Origin of the sequence: Capnocytophaga endodontalis, assembly GCF_002209445.1 — a bacterium.
Lineage (GTDB): Bacteria > Bacteroidota > Bacteroidia > Flavobacteriales > Flavobacteriaceae > Capnocytophaga > Capnocytophaga periodontitidis.
Map to the genome: position 1 here is coordinate 1909012 of NZ_CP022022.1, position 22848 is coordinate 1931859.

Here is a 22848-nt window from a genome sequence, read left to right on the forward strand (position 1 = left end):
TTTCTTAATGATATTCTTTTACAGCTTCTACAAAGGCGATAGCGTTTTCAACGGGGACATTAGGCAGGATGCCGTGTCCTAAGTTGGCGATGTAGTGGTCTTTACCAAAAGCATCGATCATTTCTTTTACTTTTTTCTTAATTTGAGTAGGAGGAGCGAGCAATTGTGAAGGGTCGAAGTTACCTTGTAGTACTTTATTGCCACCCGTGAGCTGACGTGCTGTTTTTGGAGCACAAGTCCAGTCGACACCTAAAGCAGCGGCTTTAGAAGTAGCCATTTCGGGGAGGGCATACCAACAACCTTTAGCAAAGACTATCACTTTGGTAAGCGGTGCAAGTGCTTCTACTATTTGGTTAAGGTATTGCCAAGAAAAAGTACGATAGTCGTCAGGGGCTAAAACGCCCCCCCAGCTATCGAACAATTGTACGGCATCGACACCTGCTTTTACTTTTTCTTTGAGGTAGAGAATGGTAGTATCGGTAATTTTTTGCAATAGTTGATGCGCTAACTCAGGTTGCGTGAAGCAAAACTCTTTGGCAGTAGCATAGTCGCGTGAACCAGCCCCTTCGACGGCATAACAGAGTATCGTCCAAGGAGATCCAGCAAAACCGATGAGAGGTACACGATTGTTGAGCATTTGTTTGGTAAGTTTGACAGCTTCTATCACATAACCCAAACGCTCTTGGATATTAGGAATTGTTACTTGCGCTACATCCTTAGCAGTACGAATAGGGTTAGGCAACCAAGGTCCGACACCTTTCTTCATTTCAAAAGGTATGTTCATCGCTTGGGGTACTACCAATATATCAGAAAATAAGATAGCGGCATCTACACCTACTATATCGACAGGTTGTACGGTAATTTCGGCTGCCAACTCAGGGGTTTGGCAACGCGTGAAGAAGTCGTATTTGTCGCGTAAAGCTCTAAATTCAGGTAGATATCTGCCTGCTTGTCGCATCATCCATACGGGAGGACGCTGGGTAGTTTCGCCGTTGAGTACTCTAAGGAATAAGTCGTTTTGTAACATTTTTTAGATTGAAAGCAGTAAACTTTGTCAAAGTCCCAGAGGACTTTGACAAAGTTTGTGTATTAACAATAACAATTAAATACTTTTGATGATAGTAACAAAATCATCGGCTTTGAGGGCAGCGCCTCCGATGAGACCGCCATCAACGTCTTCTTTAGCGAAGATTTCTTTAGCATTATCAGGTTTTACGCTACCACCATACAAGATAGATACTTTATCGGCTACTTCTTTACCATATTTATCGGCAATAGTTTTGCGGATGAAGTGGTGGATTTCTTGCGCTTGTTCTGGGGTTGCAGTTTCGCCTGTACCAATTGCCCATACGGGTTCATAAGCCAATACGATGTGTTGCCAAGCCTCAGCAGGCAAGTGGAACAAGCCGTTTTTGATTTGGCTACCTACAACGTCGAAGTGTTTGTTAGCTTTACGATCGGCTAATTCTTCGCCGATGCAGAATACTACACGCATATTGTGTTTGAGAGCAGTATCTACTTTTTTAGCCAAACTTTCGTCGGTTTCGTTGAAGTAAGCACGGCGTTCGGAGTGACCTAAAATAGTGGTTTTTACGCCAATACTATTTAACATTTCAGCTGAAATCTCACCAGTATAAGCACCGCTTTCAGCAAAGTGCATATTTTGGGCAATCACTTCGATTTTACTACCTTTAGCAGCGTCTACTGCTGGGATAAGGTTTACAAAGGTAGGGGCAATCATTACCTCGGCATCAGTTTGAGGTACTTTTTTCAATAGGTCGGAAATGAGGGCTAACGATTTGTTGAGGTCGTTGTTCATTTTCCAGTTACCTGCTACAATTTTTTTTCTCATATAATGAAATATTTATAATTAGCAATTTTGGTTATACGTTGAAGCGGAAGTGCATAATATCACCATCTTTTACAATATATTCTTTACCTTCAATGCGCATTTTTCCAGCTTCTTTGACTTTAGCTTCACTACCATAGGTGATGAAGTCATCATAGGCGATTACTTCGGCGCGGATGAATCCTTTTTCGAAATCGGTATGGATAACGCCAGCAGCTTGAGGAGCCGTATCTCCTTTGTGGATTGTCCAAGCGCGTACTTCTTTTACTCCTGCGGTGAAGTAAGTTTGCAAGTTTAGCAAATGATAAGCTGCACGAATCAATTTAGAAGCGCCTGGCTCGTCTAATCCTATATCTTCCAAGAACATTTGGCGTTCCTCATAGCTTTCTAATTCGGTAATATCAGCTTCAGTAGCTACAGCTAAGACGATGATTTCGGCTTCTTCATTTTTCACCACTTCTCTTACACGTTCTACATAAGCATTACCATTTTTAGCTGATTTTTCATCGACATTACACACGTATAACACAGGTTTAGCAGTGAGCAATTGAAAGCTCTCTAATAATTCTTTTTCATCGTCGGCTACTTGTACAGCGCGGGCAGAAACGCCAGTGAGCAAAGCGTCTTTCACACGATTGAGCAAGTCCATTTCCTTAGCGGCTTTTTTATCGCCAGCTTTGGCAGCACGGGTTACTTTTTCGAGGCGTTTTTCGACAGTTTCGAGGTCTTTTAGTTGTAGTTCTATATCAATAGTTTCTTTATCGCGGATGGGGTCTACACTGCCATCGACGTGTACGATATTGTCGTTTTCAAAGCAGCGCAACACGTGGATAATAGCATTACACTCACGTATATTTCCTAAAAATTGGTTGCCTAAACCTTCACCTTTGCTCGCACCTTTTACAAGACCTGCGATGTCTACAATTTCTACGGTTGCAGGTAATACACGTTCAGGTTTTACAAGAGTTTCGAGTTTTTCTAAACGGGGATCGGGTACGTTTACTACCCCTAAATTAGGTTCTATAGTGCAAAACGGGAAGTTGGCACTTTGAGCTTTAGCATTTGATAAACAATTAAATAGAGTAGACTTTCCCACGTTGGGCAGTCCAACAATTCCTGCTTTCATATTCGTTTTTTAAATTAAAGAGCGTGCAAAGGTAATAATAATTTGTCAATTAGGCAATTTGTTAATTGGGTAATTTATGACGGTTGGCGATGAGTCGCAAGCTGATATGGTTGAACCTATACAAGAGGCATATAGCAGCAGCAGTGAGTCCTGTGAGTAATCCTATCCAAATACCCATAGTACCTAAAGAAGTGTGAAGTCCTAAAAAACAAAGAATAGGGAAGGCAATGAGCCAATAGGCTATAAAGGTAATGACCATAGGAATTTTGGCATCTTGGACTCCACGCAATGCCCCAAGTGCTGTAACTTGTAATCCATCGGAGATTTGGAAAATAGCAGCAATCAATAATAGATTAGCAGCTTCGCTTATTACAGCTGCATTGGTAGCTGCTTTTTCGATATTGTCCATTTCCAAATACAATGAGGGTAACCAATCGCGTAATAAGGCTAAGAGTCCTGCAAAAAAGACTTGGGTACACAACACTAATAAGAATACAGAAAAAGCTACCCGACGTAAATTGACATAGTTTTTAGCTCCTAACTGATTGCCGACACGTATCATAGCTGTGATGCCTAAGCCGTTAGCAACCATAAAAGTCATACTTGATAGGTTGAGAGCTATTTGGTTAGCTGAGAGTTGGTTTTCGCCCAATACACCGCTTATCCATATAGCAGCAGAGAAAATACCTGTTTCAAAAATCATCTGTAATCCTGTAGGTAGCCCGATGTTGCTTATTTTTCTTATCATTGGTTCAGTTATGTTTTTGAAACTGATATGAGTAACGTATTCTTTAGTTTTAGGTAAATACTTGAGCATATAATAGAGCATTATAGGCATTGCTATACGCGAAATGAGCGTTCCTACTCCAGCACCTAATACGCCTAATTTTGGGCAACCCCAATTGCCATAGATGAAGAGATAATTACCAAATATATTGATAAGGTTTGCCAATAAGGTAACATACATTGCATATTTGGTCATAGAAAGACCATCGGCGAATTGTTTGAAAGTGCTGAATACGCCTAAAGGTATCAATGAAAAGGCAACCAAATGAGTGTAGGGGACTGCTAAAGCGATTACATTTTCACTTTGTCCTGTGATTCTCATCACTGGTTCGACAAAGAACATCAGCAAGAAAAGTACCGTGCTGAGTATGATATTGAGCAGCATACTATGGTTGAGAATGGATTGCACGGTTTGTTTATCGCCAGCTTCATCATTCATTGCTACTAAGGAAGTAGTAGCCACCGAGAAGCCTATAGCGAAGGACATAGCGATAAAGATAGCGGTATTTCCCAAAGCAGCGGCACCGAGCTCGGTAATGCCTACTTTGCCTACCATTACATTATCGACAAAACCTACAAAGGTGTGCCCCAACATTCCTAAAATGACGGGGTAAGCAATCTTGAAGTTGTATTTAAATTCTTTTGTGTAGTTTGATAAGTTAGGCATAAGGGGTCAGGGATCAGGTATCAGGTGTCAGGGGATAGGGATTAACCTATCCTCTAACTCCTAATTTCTAATTTCTACTCTTTATTGTACTGTTTCAATTTCGTTGATGATGTTTTTAGCATTGGCATAAATATCAATTACCCAAAGTACATAGCGGATATCGACATTGATGGTGCGCTGTAGTTGTTTATCAAAAATTACATCGCCTGCCATTGCTTCGATATTACCATCGAAAGCGAGACCTATGAGTTCTCCTTTGCCATTCATCACGGGTGATCCAGAGTTACCGCCAGTAATGTCGTTGTTGGTAAGGAAGTTTACGTGCATAGAGCCATCTTTGTCTATATATCTACCAAACTCTTTCTTTTTATAAAGGTCGAGCATACGTTGAGACATATCGAACTCAGGGTCGCCTTTTTTGTATTTAGCCATTAAAGATTTGAAAGTGGTATAGTAGTTCTTTTTTACATCGGGGTTGCGTTTATCGGCAGCCAATGGACTTACTGTACCATAGGTAAGGCGCAAGGTGGAATTAGCATCAGGATACAAGATTGTGCTAATTTTAGAATCGCGCATTCCTTTTACGAACTTGCGGTACGCTTTGGCATAGCTGTCTTCTAAGTCTATAATCTCTTGAGAAGGTGAACGGAAGTCTTCGACAAGGGCTTCAGCGAGTTGCAATAAAGGGTCTTTTAAGAGTTCTTCTACATCGCGTTGTGTATTAGCTTGTAAGGCTTCTTTACTGCGGTAAATGCTACCTGCTAAGAGTTCATTGACATACTTGAGGAAGTTACCTTTGTATTTGGTTTTAACATCTTTTAGCAAAGCAGGTACATTATTCCCCTTGTTGGCATAGAGTTGCAACATATCAGCAAGGATTTCTTTTTCGACATTAGCGTTTATCTTATCGTAATTAGCAAGGATGTTGTCAATTCTGTTTTGCAAGTTGGTTTCGGGCATACCACCACGTTGGGCGGCAGCGACAGTGTTGATGTATAGGGAAGGTATTTTGATAAAGAAAGAAGCGCGGGACAAGATACTCACGTAGTTCTCATCGGCAGAGCGCAAGTTTGTCTTCTCAAAATATTTAGCCAAAGTGTTGAGCACTTCGCCGTATTCGGCTTTATTTTCGGTTTTGTTAGCCCATTTTCCAAAAATAGCTTCGGTTTTGCGTTTTTCAGCGGCTGTTTTATGGGCTGTAAGGGCATCAATCATACCTTGGCGGTTTTTCCAATAGTTGGCTAATTGAGAGTATAAAGAGGCGTATTGCAAGCGTACGGCATCGTCTTTATCCATATAGCGTTTCATTGCATCCATTGCTGTTTTAGAGGCTTCGACCCAAGCAGGATAAGCATATTTTACTTTTTGATCTACCCAATAAGAGCTTTCCCAACGATTGGTGCGTCCAGGGTATCCCATAATCATCGCAAAGTCCTTATCTTGTACGCCTTTGAGGCTCACTTTAAGGTAACGTTTGGCTTTAAGAGGAATGTTGTTAGGAGAATAGTCGGCGGCATTTCCATCTTTATCAGTGTATACACGGAAGAGAGAGAAGTCACCTGTTTGGCGAGGCCATTCCCAATTGTCAGTATCACCACCGAATTTTCCAATGTTTTCAGGAGGAGTACCTACGAGGCGTACATCTTTGAAGTCTTGATATACAAAGTAATAATATTCATTGCCTTGGAAGAATGAACGCACAGAAACTACATATTTACCACCTTCGCTGTTTTCTTTTTGTATTTTAGACATTTCTTGGTTGAGAGCGGCTTCGCGTTCTTTTTCGCTCATTGAGGGAGTAACAGCTGCTAACATACGGTCGGTTACATTGTCCATACGGACGAAGAAACGGACGAATGATTGTTTAGGGGAGAGTTCTTCGGCGTGAGAACGCGCCCAGAATCCGTTCTTTAAGTGGTTGCTTTCGGGGGTAGAAAGCTGGGCAATATTGCCATAACCACAGTGGTGGTTAGTGAGTACCAATCCATCTTTGGAGATGATACTCGCTGTACAACCTCCATTAAATTGTACGATAGCATCTTTGAGACTGTTGTTATTGATGCTATAAATTTCTTGCGCAGTGAGTTGTAATCCTAACTTCTGCATATCTCTCTGGTTGAGACGTTCGATGAACATCAAAAACCACATTCCTTCATCAGCTCTTGCTACGGGAGTGAGCAATAAGAAAGCTAATATTACAAGTGTTATTTTCTTCATAAAAAAGTGATATAATGATTTATTAGGGGGCAAAGGTACAAAATAATTAACAATTAACAATTGATAATTAACAATTAATATGGGAGCGGTGGGAGGTGCGAGCCGCACGGGCAGGTGGTGGGAGTAGTGGGAGTGGTGGGAGTAGTGGGAGTAGTGGGAGTAGTGGGAGTAGTGGGAGTGGTGGGAGGAATTAAAATATATTTAGAAATAATTTGTTAGAATAAAGAAATATTGTACTTTTGAGCCCAAAATAAAATGAAATGTCAGTAACAGTCAATCAATTAACAAAGATATATGGACAGCAAACGGCTGTAAATGCTATTAGCTTTGAGCTCCAGAAGGGAGAAATTACCGGTTTTTTAGGTCCTAATGGAGCAGGGAAATCTACAACAATGAAGATGATCACGGGGGCTTTGATCCCTACCAGTGGCTCGGTTACTATTAACGGTATTGATATACTTCAGCATCCTATTGAGGCACAGAAGACTATTGGCTATTTGCCTGAACATAATCCTCTGTATACCGAAATGTATGTGAGGGAATATTTGCGCTTCACCGCTGACTTATATTCCAACGTGCCTAAGAGTAGAGTGGAGGAGGTGATTGCCCTTACGGGACTCACACCAGAGAGCAATAAAAAGATAGAGGCACTCTCAAAAGGTTATCGACAACGTGTGGGACTCGCTTCAGCTCTTATTCACGATCCTGAGATACTGATTCTCGATGAGCCGACAACAGGACTTGACCCAAATCAGTTGGTTGAGATACGCCATATCATTAAGGAGCTTGGCAAAGAGAAGACGGTTTTGCTTTCGTCGCATATTATGCAGGAAATTCAGGCGGTTGCCGATAGGGTAATCGTACTGCACCAAGGCAATATAGTGCTTGATAAGAAGATGAGTGAGCTGCAAGGCAAGGAACAAGTGATAGAAGTAGCGTTCGATTTCCGTGTAGAGGAACGCCTTTTACGCGCTTTGCCTAATGTGTCGGCAGCGCAGAATGTATATGATTTCTTATATCAAATCACCTTTGACACTGAGGAAGATATGCGCCCTGTTGTGTTTGACTTTGCTAAGGAGAATGGATTGAAAATCCTCCAAATCAACCATAAACATAGAGACTTGGAGGAAACGTTTATTCAGGTAACAGGGGGTAGGTAATAGGTGTCAGGGGACAGGTGTCAGGGGACAGGTGTCAGGGGTTAGTACTCGGATGTGAAGTGTAGCTTCAGGTTCGGGTATTTTTGTTTTACCATCTCGATAGAGAATGCAGAGTCGGCGAGGAAGACTAATTGGTTCTGTTTGTCGCGTGCTAAGAACTTCTGTTTTACGCGTAGGAAATCGAGATATTCGGGGTCTTTAGGGTTTTCGGGCGCTTCTACCCAGCAGGCTTTGTAGATAGGGAAGTTTTCATAACTACACTTCGCTCCGTATTCGTGTTCCAATCGGTATTGAATGACCTCATATTGAAGCGCTCCTACCGTTCCGATGACCTTGCGACCATTGAAATCTAACTTGAAGAGCTGTGCTACACCTTCGTCCATTAGCTGGTCGATGCCTTTTTCTAACTGTTTGGATTTCAGTGGATCGGCGTTGTTGATGTAACGGAAATGCTCAGGAGAGAAACTCGGTATTCCCTTGAAATGTAGCATTTCGCCTTCGGTAAGTGTATCTCCGATTTTGAAATTTCCTGTATCGTGCAAGCCTACAATATCCCCTGCATAAGATATATCCACTACTTCTTTTTTTTCGGCAAAGAAAGCATTCGGGCTGGAGAACTTTAGCTTCTTGCCAAGGCGCGTGTGTAAATAGGGTTTGTTGCGTTCAAAAGTGCCTGAAACAATCTTTACAAAAGCCAAACGATCGCGGTGGTTAGGGTCCATATTGGCGTGAATCTTGAAGACGAAACCTGTGAATGAAGGTTCATCGGGGTTTACGATGCGCTCTTCGCTGGCTTTGGGGCGTGGTGAAGGGGCGATTTCGACAAAGCAATCGAGTAACTCACGTACGCCAAAATTGTTGAGTGCCGAGCCAAAGAAAACGGGTTGCTGTTCTCCATTGAGGTAGGCTTCACGGTCGAATTTTGGGTATACTTCATATACTAATTCCAAATCGGAACGGAGGTTTGCCGCAGAGCGTTCGGATATTATCTTCTCTAATTCAGGGCTATTGATGTCGTTGAAGGCGATAGTTTCTTCTATATTCTTTCGGCTGTCGCCAGAAAATAGGTTGATATTCTTCTCCCAAATGTTATAAATTCCTTTGAAATCATAGCCTATTCCGATGGGGAAACTCAGTGGTGTTACCTTTAAGCCGAGTTTTTGCTCTACTTCGTCTAAGAGGTCGAAGGCGTCTTTCCCTTCACGGTCTAACTTATTGATGAAGACAATCATAGGGATGTTACGCATACGGCATACTTCGACGAGCTTTTCGGTTTGCTCTTCTACCCCTTTGGCGACGTCGATGACTACGATGACACTATCGACAGCGGTGAGAGTGCGGAAGGTATCTTCAGCGAAATCTTTGTGACCGGGGGTGTCTAAGATGTTTATTTTATGTTCTTTATAATTGAAAGCGAGTACTGAAGTGGCAACGGAAATTCCGCGTTGGCGTTCAATTTCCATAAAGTCGGAGGTAGCTCCTTTTTTTATTTTATTTGATTTTACGGCGCCGGCTTCTTGTATAGCCCCTCCGAAGAGTAGAAGTTTTTCGGTGAGGGTAGTTTTTCCGGCATCGGGGTGAGATATGATGCCAAAGGTACGGCGCTTTTGTATTTCTTGTTGTAAAGACATAGTGTTTATTTGTCGATTTGTATATTAGCTGATTTGTAAATTGGGGGCAAAGGTACAAAATATTTATAAATAGAAAATAAGAAAAAGAGTGAATTTATTGGTAATTTAAGGGTAAAATTTTGTAATTGAAGATTTTATTATATTTTTGTGCACTCTTTTTTAAGTAATAAGTTACATTATGAATAAGGTAAAGATTTTGCTATTACTATGTATTGGTGGTCTTTTTGGCTGTCAATGGTTTGGTAGTCTGGAGGCTAAGGGAGCTGTAGCTGCTGTTGATTCACTTGTTGTGAAAGATACTTCGGCTTATATCAGTTTAGAAGAAGCTGAGGATAGAGTGCTTGCTTTGCCTTTGGCTAAACGAGTGGCTAAGTATATAGAGACGATTTCGGAGGGGAAGAGGGGTATTAGTTATTTTTCGGATGCTGCTACTATTGACGGTGAAGAGTTTTATGAGATAAGGATAGGGTATGATAGTTCTATTCGGTTTGAGACGTATTATATTCTTTATGTAAATAGGAACAATGGCGATGATATCCGGATTATAGAGCCTGTTTCGGGGGATATTATTCCCATTTCATCCTTTAAGGACGATAAGAAATATGATGAAGTACCTGAAGAACATAGAGCTTTATAGGAAGAATTACACTTTAGATGGTTGATTGATATTAGATAGAGTTCAAAAGAGTAATACTTGCTTTTTAGATTGTTTTTAGTATCTTTGCGCTTTAAAGTATATAAAAATCACAATATAAAATATGATAGAAGTAACGCAACAGAAGATTGAAGAGCTTGCCCCCAATGCTGAGGCGGCTAAAAAAGGGCGTGAGTTGGTGAAGAAAAACAAATTCAGCAACTTAAAAATCAACGCAGAAAAGAACCTTATATGGGGTGAATGCGCAGGGAGTGGGAAGAATCCTTACTACTGTTCGGCTGATTATATAGATCCTAATAACCCTGTATTCCGCTGTAACTGTCCGAGTCGTCAGTTTCCGTGTAAACACTCTGTGGGTTTGCTTTACTGTTTTGAAGCGAATGTAAGTCAGTTTACCGAAGGAGAAGTACCTGAGGACATTCTCTCTAAGCGTGAGAAGATAGAGAAGAAACAAGAGAAAAAAGCCCAAGAAAAGGAATCTATCAAAGAGAAAGCCGAGAAGCCTAAGAAGGTGAATAAGGCGGCTTTCACTAAGAAGGTTGATACCCAGCTCACTGGTATCGAAACTGCCCAAAAGCTGTTGCGCGATATGGTGAATACGGGGCTCTCATCAGTGGATGCTAAAATGCGTGCGACCCTCAAAACACAGATAAAAGACTTAGGAAACTACTATATAGGCGGTATTCAAACGGCTTTCAACAATCTGTTGCTTTCTATTGAGGAAGTAAAGAATGAGGAATATACTGCGGTGGTAGACAACTTAAACTATCTTTCGGCTTTGCTTAAAAAAGCTACTGACTACCTCAAGGCGCGCAAGGAAGACCCAGAAGGAACGCCTGAACTGTCTTCAGCAATTGAAGAGCAAATAGGCTATGTATGGAAACTCGTTGAGTTGATGCAATATGGGCAATATGAAGAGAATGCTTCTTTGGTGCAATTGTCATTCAACAGTTATGACAATGAGGCACGCAAAGAGTATGTAGATGAGGGGGTATGGCTCAATCTCAAAACGGGTAAAATCTATAAAACGCTGAACTATCGTCCTTATAAAGCCGCGAAGTATATTAAAGAAGACAATAGTGTGTTCAGTGTGTTGCAACTAAAAGACCTTTACATCTATCCTGGAGATACCAATCCGCGTATTCGTTGGGAGGCTGATGGAGCTTCAGAGCGTCCGCTATCACAAGCTGACCTTGCAACAGTGAAAGGTTTTGCTTCGGGGCAATTTGCCGAGACGATAAAGGCTGTAAAGAACACTATTAAGAATCCGCTAATGGATAAACACCCTGTAGTGCTTTTGGCGTTACATAAGGCTTATAGAGTAGGGGAGGATTTGGTAGTAGAAGATGTTAATGGTTTTGCTATCACCCTAAGAGATATTGAGGAAGGCGCTGTATCACCAACGGGCAATCTGAAGTCGTTTTTGCCAGCGAATGCCAAGGGGCTTTCCCTTGTGGTAATGATGCACAACGATGTAGCTAGCGGATTGCTATCAGCGCAACCACTTTCACTTATCACAGCAGAGAAAGTAATTAGACTACTCTACTAATACTAAATTATACGATAGCTAAAAAGCCCCCGTTCCCCCAAAAGGGGACAATCCGCAAAAGCAAATATTTATTAGCAAATAATTATTTTAATGCGGACTTTGGGTTAATTGTTAATTATCAATTGTCAATTATTATGAAGCCTTTATACGATTTACAACAAGAACTGAACCGCTTGTTTATAGCGGGAAGTAAGTTTGCTAAGAACGACCCACGCTTGCAGAAGCACGTTCCTATACTGAAAAAGTTAGGCGAAAAAGCTCCTGTATTCAATAAATTAGCCCAAGAAGTAGAAGCTTTGCTACAAGTAGAGAGCACACAAGCTGCCGAAAAACTATTGGGTGTTTCTACTTTACTCTATTCAGTGCTCTATACACAAGGCGTTACTGTAGAGGCAGAAGCTACAAAAGAAAGCCAAATCCCTACGATACAATTGGCGGATGTGAATACTACCTATTCCTATTTGCAGCTGAAACCTGTACTACAAGCCCTTACCCAAAGCAACTCTGGACGTTTGGAAATATTGCAAGATGCCTTTGAACGCAAGGTATTTGACGATTCACGCACTTATGGGTACTTGAGTTATGCTTTAGCTGACAAGTATTCAGAGCTTACTTATTACATTGAAAACACAATCATTCCAGCTTGTGGAAAAGCGATGCTCCCTTTCCTCATTGCCGACTTCCGTTTAGAAGACAAAAATGAGAATGTACGCCGATTGTGCTTGTTACATCAATTAGGATATGCAGAAATAGGCACCTTAGTAGACAAAATATTTAGTGAAAATCTCCCCAATCTGCAAGCAGAAGCTATTAATATTATAGCAGACAAGAAGGATGAACAAACCGAAGCATTTATCATCAGTTTGACGGGTGATAAGAACAAAGCCGTACGAGGAGCAGCATATAGTGCCTTAGCAAAACTCGGTACGCAACGCAGTATTGATAAGCTCTACGAATTGTACAACACCAACAAGCAGAAAGGCAATGCAGAGCTCTTGGCAGAAGCTATCGCCAAAGTAGCTGCTCCTGAGTATTTCCTGCCATTTGTGGAGAAAATACAAGAGCGTTATCAGCAGTTATTAACCATAGATGATTCAGATGAGAAAGCGCTTAGCGCAGCTTTTGAACGCTTTGTTATTGATATAGATATTTTGGCAAATAAGGATTGTGAGGGAGTGTATACACTCTTTGCGGAGATGTTGCAGAACAAAGAGTTTAATGCACGACGCAAGAAAGTATTCAAGAATACGTATGACCCTACCGCTACCAATATGATGGGGGTATTAAATACCTTGAACAGCGATAAAGTGCTCGCCTTTTATGATACCCATAAGCAACTTCTCACCTATACCAATGGCTATAGCGATATGTGGATTAACTATTTCTGTAGTGCTTTCAAGAATAAGAACTACAGCAAAGAAAAGCTCTTTGAGGTATTCAGTTCTCAATTGGGAAAATCAGCTGCTACAGATAATATTTTAGAGGCTTTTAGCGGTATTGCAGGAGCTTATGCTTATAATGCTCGCAAAGAATCGGAAGTGAGAGTAGATAGGTTAGACCCTCGCTGGGTGACTACTCTGTACTCTTTCATCAACAGTCTTAAGAAGCTCAACAACAATTATACCTATAGAGCACTCTTTGTACTTGATGCTTTAGAAGGAACCAGTCAAAGATTAGATGATTTACTCTTGAAAGCTCTGTCTCAATCGTATTCAGATGATATGATATGGTTGTTTCACTTGGTATTAAAGCGCAATTTGCCTAATAAGTTTGAGCTGATTTATCATACCTTAGAGAGAGTAAAATCAGGTAATTCTTATTACTATCTTTACTATCTTTCTAATGCAGGTTTCTGGAATCAGTTTCCTAAGGAATATGTAGAAAAGTTTAGAGCTTTGGCAAAGAAGAACAAGCTAAATGTATTTGAAGACATAGCAGATGAGATTGAGAAATCAGTTAAATAGCAGATTAAAATGAAACCCTTATACGATTTACAACAAGAACTGAATCGCTTGTTTATAGCGGGAAGTAAGTTTGCGAAGAATGACCCACGCCTACAGAAGCACGTTCCTATACTGAAAAAGTTAGGCGAAAAAGCTCCTGTATTCAATAAGTTAGCCCAAGAAGTAGAATCTTTGCTACAAGTAGAAAGCACACAAGCTGCCGAAAAGTTATTGAATGTCGCTACTTTGCTCTATTCAGTACTCTACACACAAGGTGTTACTGTAGAGGCTGAAGCCGAAAAGAGCGAGCAGGTTCCCACTATCGCTTTAGCAGATGTGAATACTACCTATTCTTATTTACAGCTGAAACGTGTGTTACAAGCTCTTACTGAGAGCAAGTCGGGACGCTTAGAGGTGCTTAAAGATGCTTTTGAACGCAAGCTGTTTGACGATTCGCGGACTTATGGTTACTTGAGTTATGCTTTAGCAGATAAATACACCGAACTTGCCGATTATGTAGAGGAAACTATTATCCCTACTTGTGGGAAAGCAATGCTCCCCTTTCTTTTATTAGACTTTCGTTTGGAGGACAAAACAGAACACATACGCCGATTGCGTTTGCTACACCAATTAGGTTATGAAGGAATAGATGTTTTGGTAGATAAAATATTTGCTGAAAACCTGCCTAACCTACAAGCTGAAGCAGTCATTATACTTTCAGACAAGAAAGATGAAAAAACAGAAGACTTTATCATCAGTTTGGCAAGTGATAAGAATAAAGTGGTACGAGGAGCAGCTTATAAAGCATTAGCCAAACTCGGTACGCAACGCAGTATTGACAAACTTTACGAATTGTACAGCAACAACAAACAGAAAGGAAATGCGGAACTCTTAGCAAATGCTATTGCTACAGTTCCGCTACCCTCGCACTATCAGTCGTTTGTTCAAAAAGTGCGTGAATACTTTGAAGCATTACTTGCAATGGATGACTCTGACGAGAAAGCCGTAGTAGCAGCTTTTGAACGTTTGCCTATAGAGTTGGAAGTGTTGAAATATAAAGATTACCCTGAGACTTATGCACTTTTGGGAGAAATGTTTGGTAATAAACTCTTCAATGTGATGGCTAAGAAGCGTTCGGTTACTAACTATCATATTATACCGCGTCTTGTAGATGTATTAGATACATTTAAACAAGAGAAAATCATATCTTTTTATGAACAATACACTGATACATTAGTACATAGTGATTGGGCATATCCTCTTTTCACTGATTATTTTTATCGTATTCTTAACGGAGAAGCCGAATATAGCAAAGAGAAAATCTATGAGATTTTTGCTCCTCAATTTGGAAAGGTACTTGCTCATTATGATGCTATAGAAGGATTAGCAGGGACTAAAGGGGGATATGCCGTAGGTTTTTTCTATAAAAAATTACGTCCTATTACACCTGATAAAATAGACTCACGTTGGGCTGATTTATTCTATAATTATCTGTTAAGCCTTAAGAAATGCGATGATAATTACAGTTTAGAAGCTCTTAAAGTTCTTTCTAATTTAGAAGAAAATAGTTCTCGTCTTAACAAACTTATTTTGGAAATACTTCCTAAAGCATCTATTTATAAGAAAGAAATTCTGTACTACCTTATTGCGAAAAGCAATATACCTAACAAGTTTGAAGTGCTATATGAGTCGATAGCAAAGATACCTAAAGGATACCACTATTATTATAATAACATAATAGAAGATGAAAACTTTTGGAAGTCTTTTCCTAAAGAATACGCTAAGAAGTTCCGCGAATTATACGAAAAAACAAAGAACGATTTGTTTGAAAATATAGCGGATCAAATAGAAAAATCTTTATAAAGAAGAGGCGTGCTTTAACAGCACGCCCTTTTTATTTTAGGTACTCGGCAGTGAAACTCTTCTTGTTTTTAGCCACTTCTTCAGGAGTACCAAAGGCTATTACTTCGCCACCTGCTTTACCCCCATCGTGCCCTATATCTATGATATAATCTACTTTTCTGATAACATCGAGGTTGTGCTCTATCACCAGAACAGTATTGCCCTTATCTACTAAACGGTCGAGTACTTCGAGGAGTACTTTCACATCTTCGAAATGGAGTCCTGTGGTGGGTTCATCTAATATATAAAAAGTATTGCCCGTGTCTATTTTAGAAAGCTCTGTAGCTAACTTCACTCGTTGGGCTTCTCCTCCTGAAAGGGTAGTAGATTGTTGCCCTAAAGTGATGTAGCCTAAACCTACCTCTTCAATAGTTTTTAGTTTGCGGTATATTTTAGGGATAGGTTCAAAGAATTTTACTGCTTCACTTATGGTCATATCCAGCACATCGGCAATAGATTTCCCTTTGTATCTCACTTCAAGCGTCTCGCGGTTGAAGCGTTTTCCTTTACAAGTTTCGCAAGGCACATACACATTGGGTAGGAAGTTCATTTCAATCACCTTTAAGCCTGAGCCTTCGCAGGTTTCGCATCTACCGCCTTTCACGTTGAAACTAAATCTACCTGGTTTGTAGCCACGTATTTGTGCTTCGGGTACTTGGGTGAAGAGGTTGCGTATCTCACTGAAAACACCTGTGTAGGTAGCGGGATTTGAACGTGGTGTACGCCCAATAGGTGACTGGTCGATATCGATTACCTTATCAATATGTTCTAAGCCTTCAATACTTTTGTAAGGCATCGGTTTTTTTACGCCATTAAAGAAGTGAGCGTTTAAGATAGGGTACAGAGTCTCGTTAATAAGCGTTGATTTTCCACTTCCCGATACACCTGTTACCCCTATCATTACCCCTAAGGGGAACTTTACGGTTATGTTCTTCAAGTTGTTGCCCGTACAGCCTTTTAAGATGATTTCTTTGCCGTTGCCTTTGCGCCTTTGGGCGGGTATTTCAATCTTCTTTCTCCCACTCATATAGTCGGCGGTGATGGTATTTGCTTTTAGCAACTCTTTAGGCGTTCCTTGAAAGATGATATCCCCTCCATTTACGCCCGCTTTAGGTCCTATATCCACTACATAATCGGCTTCTTGTATCATCTCTTCATCGTGTTCTACCACAATTACTGAGTTGCCAATATCTCTGAGCGATTTCAGCGAGTTGATAAGCCGTTTGTTATCTCGCTGATGCAAACCAATGCTAGGTTCATCGAGTATATAGAGTACCCCTGTGAGTTGAGAACCTATCTGTGTTGCCAGTCTGATACGCTGAGCTTCTCCTCCAGACAATGATTTAGAACTTCTGTTAAGAACTAAATAAGTAAGCCCTACGTCTATGAGGAATTGGAGTCGGGTGGTGATCTCTTTGATAATTTCTTCTGCTATTTTGCGTTGTTTGGTAGAGAGATGCTCAGGTAGAGATCTGAACCACGCCAATAAATCTGCAATATCTAAGGCTGATAGTTCAGCTATATTTTTATCAGCTATTTTAAAGTAAAGCGCCTCTTTACGCAAGCGAGTGCCGTGACATTCCTCGCAAGGAATAGTATCCATAAACTCTTCAGCCCAGCGCTTGATAGCTGCCATATCGGCATTTTCGTGCTGGCTTTTGATGAAGTTGATGATACCTTCAAAATCAATTTCAAAATTGCGCGTAATGCCTAATACATCCGATTTGATAGCGTATTTATCTTTACCACCATAGAGAATAATATCCATTGCTTCTTTAGGAAGCGTTTCAATAGGGTCGGAGAGTTTATGACCGAACTTTTGTACAATGAGCTCTAATTGTTTGAATATCCAAGTATTCTTTTGCTCTCCTACAGCTGTAATCCCGCCGTTCTTGATAGAGATAGAAGGATCAGAGATAATCTTGGAGAGGTTGATTTCTTGCACTTCACCCAACCCATTGCAGTGCGGGCACATTCCTTTAGGAGAATTGAATGAGAAGGTATTAGGTTCAGGAAGAGGATATGAGATGCCCGAAGAAGGACACATCAAATGTCGGCTGAAATAGTGAGCTTTTTTTTGGTCGTGTTCTAAAACCATTAGCACATCGTCGCCGTAGTTCATTGCAATTTTGATACTTTCTTGTAGGCGTTTTTGGGTGTCGTCAGTATCATCAATTAGCATACGGTCGATCACAATTTCAATATCGTGTGTTTTGTAACGGTCGAGCTTCATACCTTTTTCAATATCACGAATTTCGCCATCGGTACGCACCTTTACAAATCCTTGTTTGGCAATCTGCTCAAAGAGCTCGCGGTAATGTCCTTTTCTCGATTGAACCACGGGCGCTAATAGGTTAATGCGTTTGCCTTTGTATTCCTTAGTAATGAGTTCCTGAATTTGGCTATCGGTATAACTTACCATCTTTTCGCCTGTAGCATAGCTATAAGCATCGGAAGCACGGGCAAAAAGCAGGCGCAAGAAGTCGTAGATTTCGGTGATAGTACCCACTGTAGAGCGCGGTGATTTGGAGGTAGTTTTCTGTTCGATAGCAATCACAGGCGAGAGTCCGTCGATTTTATCTACATCGGGGCGCTCTAATCCACCGAGAAACTGGCGAGCATAAGCCGAGAAAGTCTCGATATAACGGCGTTGTCCTTCGGCATAAATAGTATCAAAAGCCAATGAAGACTTGCCACTACCAGAAAGCCCAGTGAAGACAACAAGTTTTTCGCGGGGAATGGAAAGGTCTATATTTTTGAGGTTATGCACCCTTGCGCCTTGAACATCAAGGTTTTCTACAGGGGTGATATTTGTAGTTTTCTTCTTCATTTTGAAATGATGATATTATCGAGGGGCAAAAGTACGGAAAAAATTGGTATAATAAGTATTTTGACAAAAACAAAGGTTTCTCTAAGGTGGGGTTAAAGAATTGTTTTAGCTAAAGAAGGCTGTTTATATATCCAATTATGAGTATTAGCAAATGTTATGAATTTGTCATTTTCTTTTGCATTTTTAAATGTTATATAAGCTACTTTTAAATTAGGAAGTTCCTTTAATCTATAAAAATCTTCAGCTTTAAGTTTCTCTAAATCTGTAATCATCAGATATTTTAGTTGCTTTAATTCAAAAAGAGCTTCTATATTCTCAAGATTCTTTAAATGAACACATTCGAGATGAAATATATTTTCTTTATTTTTAAAAGAAGCAAGCCTTGTAATATGAGGCATATACCTCAATCGCACATCAGAAACCACAGGTAACGAAGCAATATTTTCTATACTAACATCTTTACAGTTCTGTAAAGAAATATATTCTATATTAGCAAATTTCTCAGCAATCAAATCACTATGGATAAACTTACTATCAACAGTAAGTTCTTTAATAGGTAAATTATTGAGTTTAGAAAAATCTATTTCTCGAGCGCTCAAATGCTCCAGCTTTTCAAATGTATTGAGTACAGCGTATTGTTTTATAGTCAATCCAGTATATAAACTTAAAGATGATAAGTTTTTAAACTTAGCCAAAGGAACTAAGGATATACCTTTTTTTACATTATTATATATTGTAAATTCTTCTAAATCATCAATATGCGATAGCTCTGATAAATCCTCTATAAAGCCATTGAATACAATTATTTTTAGTTTCTTTACATTGGTTAAATAGCGTAGTTGTATTAAATTCTCCTGATTCATCTCTGTACTTTTATTTAAAGACAACCAAAGTTTTTTATTGTACTTCTTTAAATAGGAATTAATAGAAGACAAAAGTTCTTCATCACCTAATAGGTTACTAATATACAGATGTTCAGCATTTTTTATAGCTTCCTCTAAATTAGCAGTGTTATTTAGTTCATTGATATTCAATCTCTGATTGTAATGGGTTGTATTTTGCATATTTATGTTTGTTTTGTTTTATACTATGTACAAAATATTCTTTGTTTCAAACACGATCATATTCTATAGCATCTAATAGGTCAGCTATTTTATCAGCTTTATCGCGAGATTCATCATCGTTATTCTCACCTTCTTCATAATACTTCACAAATAAATGTCGCAATGTTGCTTTTATTTCTTTATCAGAAATATTTTCACTCCTTGCTAAAAGTACTAAATCTATCATTAGTAGAGATGATTTAGGCTCTTCTTTTAGACTTAAGGCTTTTTCAAATTCTTCTTCTAATAACATAATCAATTAAGGTTTAAGAATGAGCCTGTCCGAAAAGTTTTAACAGGCTGATTATCAGCAATGAATAAAAAAGAGGCTATCTGGCAAAAGATAGCCTCTTATTATTTGGTGTTTTACCACAAAAGTTGTATCTTTGTGGTTCCTAAAAAAAACACAATGACAAAAGTATCATTTAAATCTGAACCTCACAAATTTTTAACACTTTTCCCCGAGAATATTTTTGATAAGTTAGATAGTAACCACCCTGCTAAATTAGTAGAAATGGTTGTTAATCAGTTAGATATAACTGATATTATTCAAAAATATAAGGGTGGAGGCTGTTCTGCATACCACCCTCGTACAATGATAAAAATAATCTTCTATAGCTATCTTTCTAACATTTATTCTTGCCGCAAAATGGCTATTGCTGTCAAAGAAAATCTCCCCCTTATGTATCTTGCAGGAGGTACAACTCCTGATTTTAGAACAATCAATGACTTTAGAGGTAAAATTTTGAAAGATTCTTTGCAAAAACTTTTTGCTGAAATAGTAAAACTCTTAGTAAAAGAGGGTTATCTAAGCCTTGATGTACAGTATATTGACGGTACAAAAATAGAATCAGCTGCTAACAAATATACTTTTGTGTGGAGAGGTTCTGTAGAGAAGTACAAGGAGAAGTTAGAGGCTAAAATAAATAAAGTGCTCTCTGATATAGAAGATAGCATACAATCAGATAACCAAGAGATTATTAAGCAAGAACTTCCTAAAGAAATTAATACCAAAGAACTTAAAGAGAAATTAGCTGAGATTAATAAAAGGCTAAAAGAACCTACTAAAAAACAAGCTAAGGAGTTAGAAAAACTTCAAAATGAGCATCTTCCAAAGTTAGAAAAATATGAAGAAAGTCTAAAAATAATGGGAGATAGAAATTCTTATAGCAAAACAGATACAGATGCAACTTTTATGCGAATGAAAGATGACCATATGAAAAACGGTCAGCTCAAACCAGCTTATAATGCTCAAATATCCACTGAAAATCAGTTTATTACTCACGTTAGTATACACCAAACACCAGGCGATACCAATACTTTAGAGAGCCACTTAGATGGTTTTGAAAAGAGCTATCAGAAACAAAGCAAAGAGGTATGTGCCGATGCAGGTTATGGTAGTGAAGAGAACTACCAAATGCTGAAAAAGAAAGAAATAGAGGCTTATGTGAAGTACAATTATTTTCATAAAGAGCAGAAGAAAAAACAAAAAGAAGATCCTTTTTTGGTTCAGAATATGTACTATAATCTAAAAGAGGATTATTATGTATGCCCAATGGGACAGAAATTGAGCAATGTAGGGAAAGGAAAACGGACTTCAAGTAATGGATATGAATCAAAAGTTACTTATTATCAAGCACAAAGGTGTGAGGGGTGTCCACTAAGAGGCTTATGTCATAAGGCAAAAGACAACCGAAGGATAGAGGTTAATTATCGATTAAATCACTTAAAAACAGAAGCAAGAACCTTATTAATGAGTGAAAAAGGGCGGTATCATCGCAGTAAGCGACCGATAGAAGTAGAAGCAGTATTTGGTCAACTAAAAAGTAATAATAAGTTCAATCGGTTTACACATAGAGGCAAAGAAAAGGTAGAAATGGAGTTTTTACTAATGGCAGTTGGGCATAATTTTAGAAAATTAGTATCCAATAAGGCGACTACTACCAAAAAAGAAGCAAAAAGCAATGAAAATGTGGTAAAAACACCTCAAAATGCTACTTTTTCATTTTTTTACCTTGCCCAATCTGCTTAGGAACTCTAAAAACAATCTTTTTTTAGCCAACCATAGAGTAATCCTCAAAAAAAAGAGGCTGTCCTTAAAAGTTTAAACTAAACTTTTCGGACAGCCTCTTTAGTTATTTTGTATTTCACTAATTAGTAAGCTGTTGTATCTGATGAAGTTCTCAGAGTAAATACTATTTATACCAAGCTCTATCAGGTTTAGAAAATCCTTTTAATAATAGTTTATCACTACTTTAAACAAGTATTATACACTTCTGGGAACTCACTTACTGAATATATCTCAGGAGCATAGCAGAGCTTTTCTATTTCCTCTTTTAATGATTTTTTAATAACTAAGGCATTTTGATAGCAAAAATAATCATCAGGTAATACATTTCCTAAGACAAAAATATTCCTATCAGTAGGCTCTTTTAAGTGCAAATCAGGATAAAGAAAAGTGTCCTCCCAATCTCTCGCAACTATTTTTAAGTTGTCATTAAAGGCAAATAATTCGTTATCAGCCCTACAGAAACGCAATAAATAATAGGGCTGTTTAGCAATATTGCCCCCTTTAGTATTTACAACATTCAAGGTTGCTTTTTCAAATTGAGGATTTAAGCCATTCTCTATCAGAAGATTTAATAATCTATCAGAGAAAACTCTTATCCCTTCATAATATCCTAAGAAATCAAACAACACTTCTTTCTGGCGTTTTACCACCAAAATCAATTCTTCAGGCAATTTGTATTTCTCTTCTGGAGGAAAGGAGAAATACATAGGAGAGTATTTAATCCATTCTCCTCGTTTGATTTTAGTAGGGTTTTTAGGGTAAAATTCCTCTGTAATAGTTGTCATTACAGTAGCAGGAACTCCTTTAGGTAACGTATTGGGGTTTGAATAAAACCATATAAACAATTCTTCTTTCATAATATTCGTGATAATTTCACTTTATTTTTCATTATAAATATACAAGTTTGAGACAATAGGGAAGTAGGATGGTTAGGAGGTAGAGAGGTGGGTTACCATTTATAAAAATAGGATAGGTCACTTGTTTTTAGAGAAAAAGGTATTTGAACTCTATCATAACTATCAAGAGAAATATTAATGCTGTCTTTTATTCTTTTTTTTGAAATAAGTATTAGGATTTTCTCTTCGTATAAGTCTGTAGCTATAATAGACAAAAAGCAATGTTCTGAAACTATTGTTTTAAAGAATATAGCCTTTATTTCATCTAAATTCTTATCAGAATAATAATCTGATACCAATTTTTCTAATATTTCTATTTTGGAGGAAAAGTCGTCTTGATTTTCTATAAGCATACCCCCTATATTTTGATTGAAAATTCTCAACTTCATTAAACTTTCTAACTCACCCATAGATAAAGTTGTAAAATCGAGGAAAATAGATTCGTTTTTTACATTCATATTGT

General features: G+C 38.8%; 17 protein-coding genes. 6 read left to right on the plus strand and 11 right to left on the minus strand.

Annotation, left to right across the window (positions count from 1 at the left end; translation table 11 throughout):
- Positions 1-4 precede the first annotated feature (4 nt).
- The 5 genes from hemE to CBG49_RS08560 all read right to left on the minus strand — a co-directional run bounded on the left by hemE (position 5) and on the right by CBG49_RS08560 (position 6645).
- Positions 5-1027: a uroporphyrinogen decarboxylase gene (gene hemE, locus CBG49_RS08540; RefSeq protein ID WP_088594168.1), complete on the minus strand. Its 1023-nt coding sequence runs from the start codon at positions 1025-1027 to the stop codon at positions 5-7.
- Between the two features lie 75 nt (positions 1028-1102).
- Complete coding sequence (gene tpiA, locus CBG49_RS08545; protein ID WP_009413662.1) at positions 1103-1852, minus strand: triose-phosphate isomerase; 750 nt, start codon at positions 1850-1852, stop codon at positions 1103-1105.
- 31 nt (positions 1853-1883) lie between these two features.
- The gene (gene ychF, locus CBG49_RS08550) at positions 1884-2975 is read right to left on the minus strand and encodes a redox-regulated ATPase YchF (RefSeq protein WP_088594169.1); all 1092 of its coding nucleotides are present in this window, start codon (positions 2973-2975) and stop codon (positions 1884-1886) included.
- 61 nt (positions 2976-3036) lie between these two features.
- Positions 3037-4428, minus strand: coding sequence for an MATE family efflux transporter (locus CBG49_RS08555; RefSeq protein ID WP_088594170.1), 1392 nt, complete (start codon positions 4426-4428; stop codon positions 3037-3039).
- Between the two features lie 81 nt (positions 4429-4509).
- The gene (locus CBG49_RS08560; protein ID WP_088594171.1) at positions 4510-6645 is read right to left on the minus strand and encodes a S46 family peptidase; all 2136 of its coding nucleotides are present in this window, start codon (positions 6643-6645) and stop codon (positions 4510-4512) included.
- A 260-nt stretch (positions 6646-6905) separates the two neighbouring features.
- Here CBG49_RS08560 and gldA point away from each other — a divergent pair, with 260 nt between their 5' ends.
- A complete protein-coding gene (gene gldA / locus CBG49_RS08565; protein WP_009413666.1) occupies positions 6906-7805 on the plus strand; it encodes a gliding motility-associated ABC transporter ATP-binding subunit GldA in 900 nt (299 codons plus the stop codon).
- A 41-nt stretch (positions 7806-7846) separates the two neighbouring features.
- On the opposite strand, the gene CBG49_RS08570 is transcribed toward gldA, so the two are convergent.
- Positions 7847-9436 (minus strand): peptide chain release factor 3, encoded by a 1590-nt coding sequence (locus tag CBG49_RS08570; RefSeq protein WP_088594172.1) that lies wholly within the window; start codon positions 9434-9436, stop codon positions 7847-7849.
- Between the two features lie 178 nt (positions 9437-9614).
- Between CBG49_RS08570 and CBG49_RS08575 the strand changes: the two genes are divergently transcribed.
- From CBG49_RS08575 to CBG49_RS08590, 4 genes are all read left to right on the plus strand, one after another.
- Positions 9615-10073 (plus strand): hypothetical protein, encoded by a 459-nt coding sequence (locus CBG49_RS08575; RefSeq protein WP_088594173.1) that lies wholly within the window; start codon positions 9615-9617, stop codon positions 10071-10073.
- A 121-nt stretch (positions 10074-10194) separates the two neighbouring features.
- Positions 10195-11640, plus strand: coding sequence for an SWIM zinc finger family protein (locus CBG49_RS08580; protein WP_088594174.1), 1446 nt, complete (start codon positions 10195-10197; stop codon positions 11638-11640).
- A gap of 134 nt (positions 11641-11774) precedes the next feature.
- Complete coding sequence (locus tag CBG49_RS08585; protein WP_088594175.1) at positions 11775-13604, plus strand: HEAT repeat domain-containing protein; 1830 nt, start codon at positions 11775-11777, stop codon at positions 13602-13604.
- Positions 13605-13613: 9 nt separating this feature from the next.
- Positions 13614-15446, plus strand: coding sequence for a HEAT repeat domain-containing protein (locus CBG49_RS08590; RefSeq protein WP_088594176.1), 1833 nt, complete (start codon positions 13614-13616; stop codon positions 15444-15446).
- Positions 15447-15477: 31 nt separating this feature from the next.
- On the opposite strand, the gene uvrA is transcribed toward CBG49_RS08590, so the two are convergent.
- From uvrA to CBG49_RS08605, 3 genes are all read right to left on the minus strand, one after another.
- A complete protein-coding gene (gene uvrA, locus CBG49_RS08595) occupies positions 15478-18315 on the minus strand; it encodes an excinuclease ABC subunit UvrA (RefSeq protein WP_088594177.1) in 2838 nt (945 codons plus the stop codon).
- A gap of 92 nt (positions 18316-18407) precedes the next feature.
- Entirely contained in the window at positions 18408-19379 is a 972-nt protein-coding gene (locus CBG49_RS08600) for a hypothetical protein (RefSeq protein ID WP_088594178.1), read from the minus strand.
- Between the two features lie 46 nt (positions 19380-19425).
- A complete protein-coding gene (locus CBG49_RS08605; RefSeq protein ID WP_088594179.1) occupies positions 19426-19671 on the minus strand; it encodes a hypothetical protein in 246 nt (81 codons plus the stop codon).
- A gap of 156 nt (positions 19672-19827) precedes the next feature.
- On the opposite strand from CBG49_RS08605, the gene CBG49_RS08610 reads away from it, so the two are divergent.
- Entirely contained in the window at positions 19828-21450 is a 1623-nt protein-coding gene (locus CBG49_RS08610; RefSeq protein ID WP_227002858.1) for an IS1182 family transposase, read from the plus strand.
- A 218-nt stretch (positions 21451-21668) separates the two neighbouring features.
- On the opposite strand, the gene CBG49_RS08615 is transcribed toward CBG49_RS08610, so the two are convergent.
- Positions 21669-22346 carry an Imm43 family immunity protein gene (locus tag CBG49_RS08615; RefSeq protein ID WP_088594180.1) on the minus strand — a complete coding sequence of 226 codons (678 nt, stop codon included), beginning with the start codon at positions 22344-22346 and terminating at the stop codon, positions 21669-21671.
- A gap of 92 nt (positions 22347-22438) precedes the next feature.
- Complete coding sequence (locus CBG49_RS08620; protein ID WP_227002859.1) at positions 22439-22843, minus strand: hypothetical protein; 405 nt, start codon at positions 22841-22843, stop codon at positions 22439-22441.
- Between the last annotated feature and the right edge of the window lie 5 nt (positions 22844-22848).

Bases quoted from the DNA above. Each gene is read 5' to 3' on its own strand.
- CBG49_RS08585 (WP_088594175.1), top strand. From the start codon at position 11,775: ATGAAGCCTTTATACGATTTACAACAAGAACTGAACCGCTTGTTTATA.
- uvrA (WP_088594177.1), bottom strand. From the start codon at position 18,315: ATGAAGAAGAAAACTACAAATATCACCCCTGTAGAAAACCTTGATGTT.
- CBG49_RS08610 (WP_227002858.1), top strand. From the start codon at position 19,828: ATGACAAAAGTATCATTTAAATCTGAACCTCACAAATTTTTAACACTT.
- CBG49_RS08590 (WP_088594176.1), top strand. From the start codon at position 13,614: ATGAAACCCTTATACGATTTACAACAAGAACTGAATCGCTTGTTTATA.
- gldA (WP_009413666.1), top strand. From the start codon at position 6,906: ATGTCAGTAACAGTCAATCAATTAACAAAGATATATGGACAGCAAACG.
- CBG49_RS08580 (WP_088594174.1), top strand. From the start codon at position 10,195: ATGATAGAAGTAACGCAACAGAAGATTGAAGAGCTTGCCCCCAATGCT.
- CBG49_RS08615 (WP_088594180.1), bottom strand. From the start codon at position 22,346: ATGAAAGAAGAATTGTTTATATGGTTTTATTCAAACCCCAATACGTTA.
- CBG49_RS08575 (WP_088594173.1), top strand. From the start codon at position 9,615: ATGAATAAGGTAAAGATTTTGCTATTACTATGTATTGGTGGTCTTTTT.
- CBG49_RS08600 (WP_088594178.1), bottom strand. From the start codon at position 19,379: ATGCAAAATACAACCCATTACAATCAGAGATTGAATATCAATGAACTA.
- CBG49_RS08560 (WP_088594171.1), bottom strand. From the start codon at position 6,645: ATGAAGAAAATAACACTTGTAATATTAGCTTTCTTATTGCTCACTCCC.
- tpiA (WP_009413662.1), bottom strand. From the start codon at position 1,852: ATGAGAAAAAAAATTGTAGCAGGTAACTGGAAAATGAACAACGACCTC.
- CBG49_RS08555 (WP_088594170.1), bottom strand. From the start codon at position 4,428: ATGCCTAACTTATCAAACTACACAAAAGAATTTAAATACAACTTCAAG.
- CBG49_RS08605 (WP_088594179.1), bottom strand. From the start codon at position 19,671: ATGTTATTAGAAGAAGAATTTGAAAAAGCCTTAAGTCTAAAAGAAGAG.
- ychF (WP_088594169.1), bottom strand. From the start codon at position 2,975: ATGAAAGCAGGAATTGTTGGACTGCCCAACGTGGGAAAGTCTACTCTA.
- CBG49_RS08570 (WP_088594172.1), bottom strand. From the start codon at position 9,436: ATGTCTTTACAACAAGAAATACAAAAGCGCCGTACCTTTGGCATCATA.
- CBG49_RS08620 (WP_227002859.1), bottom strand. From the start codon at position 22,843: ATGAATGTAAAAAACGAATCTATTTTCCTCGATTTTACAACTTTATCT.
- hemE (WP_088594168.1), bottom strand. From the start codon at position 1,027: ATGTTACAAAACGACTTATTCCTTAGAGTACTCAACGGCGAAACTACC.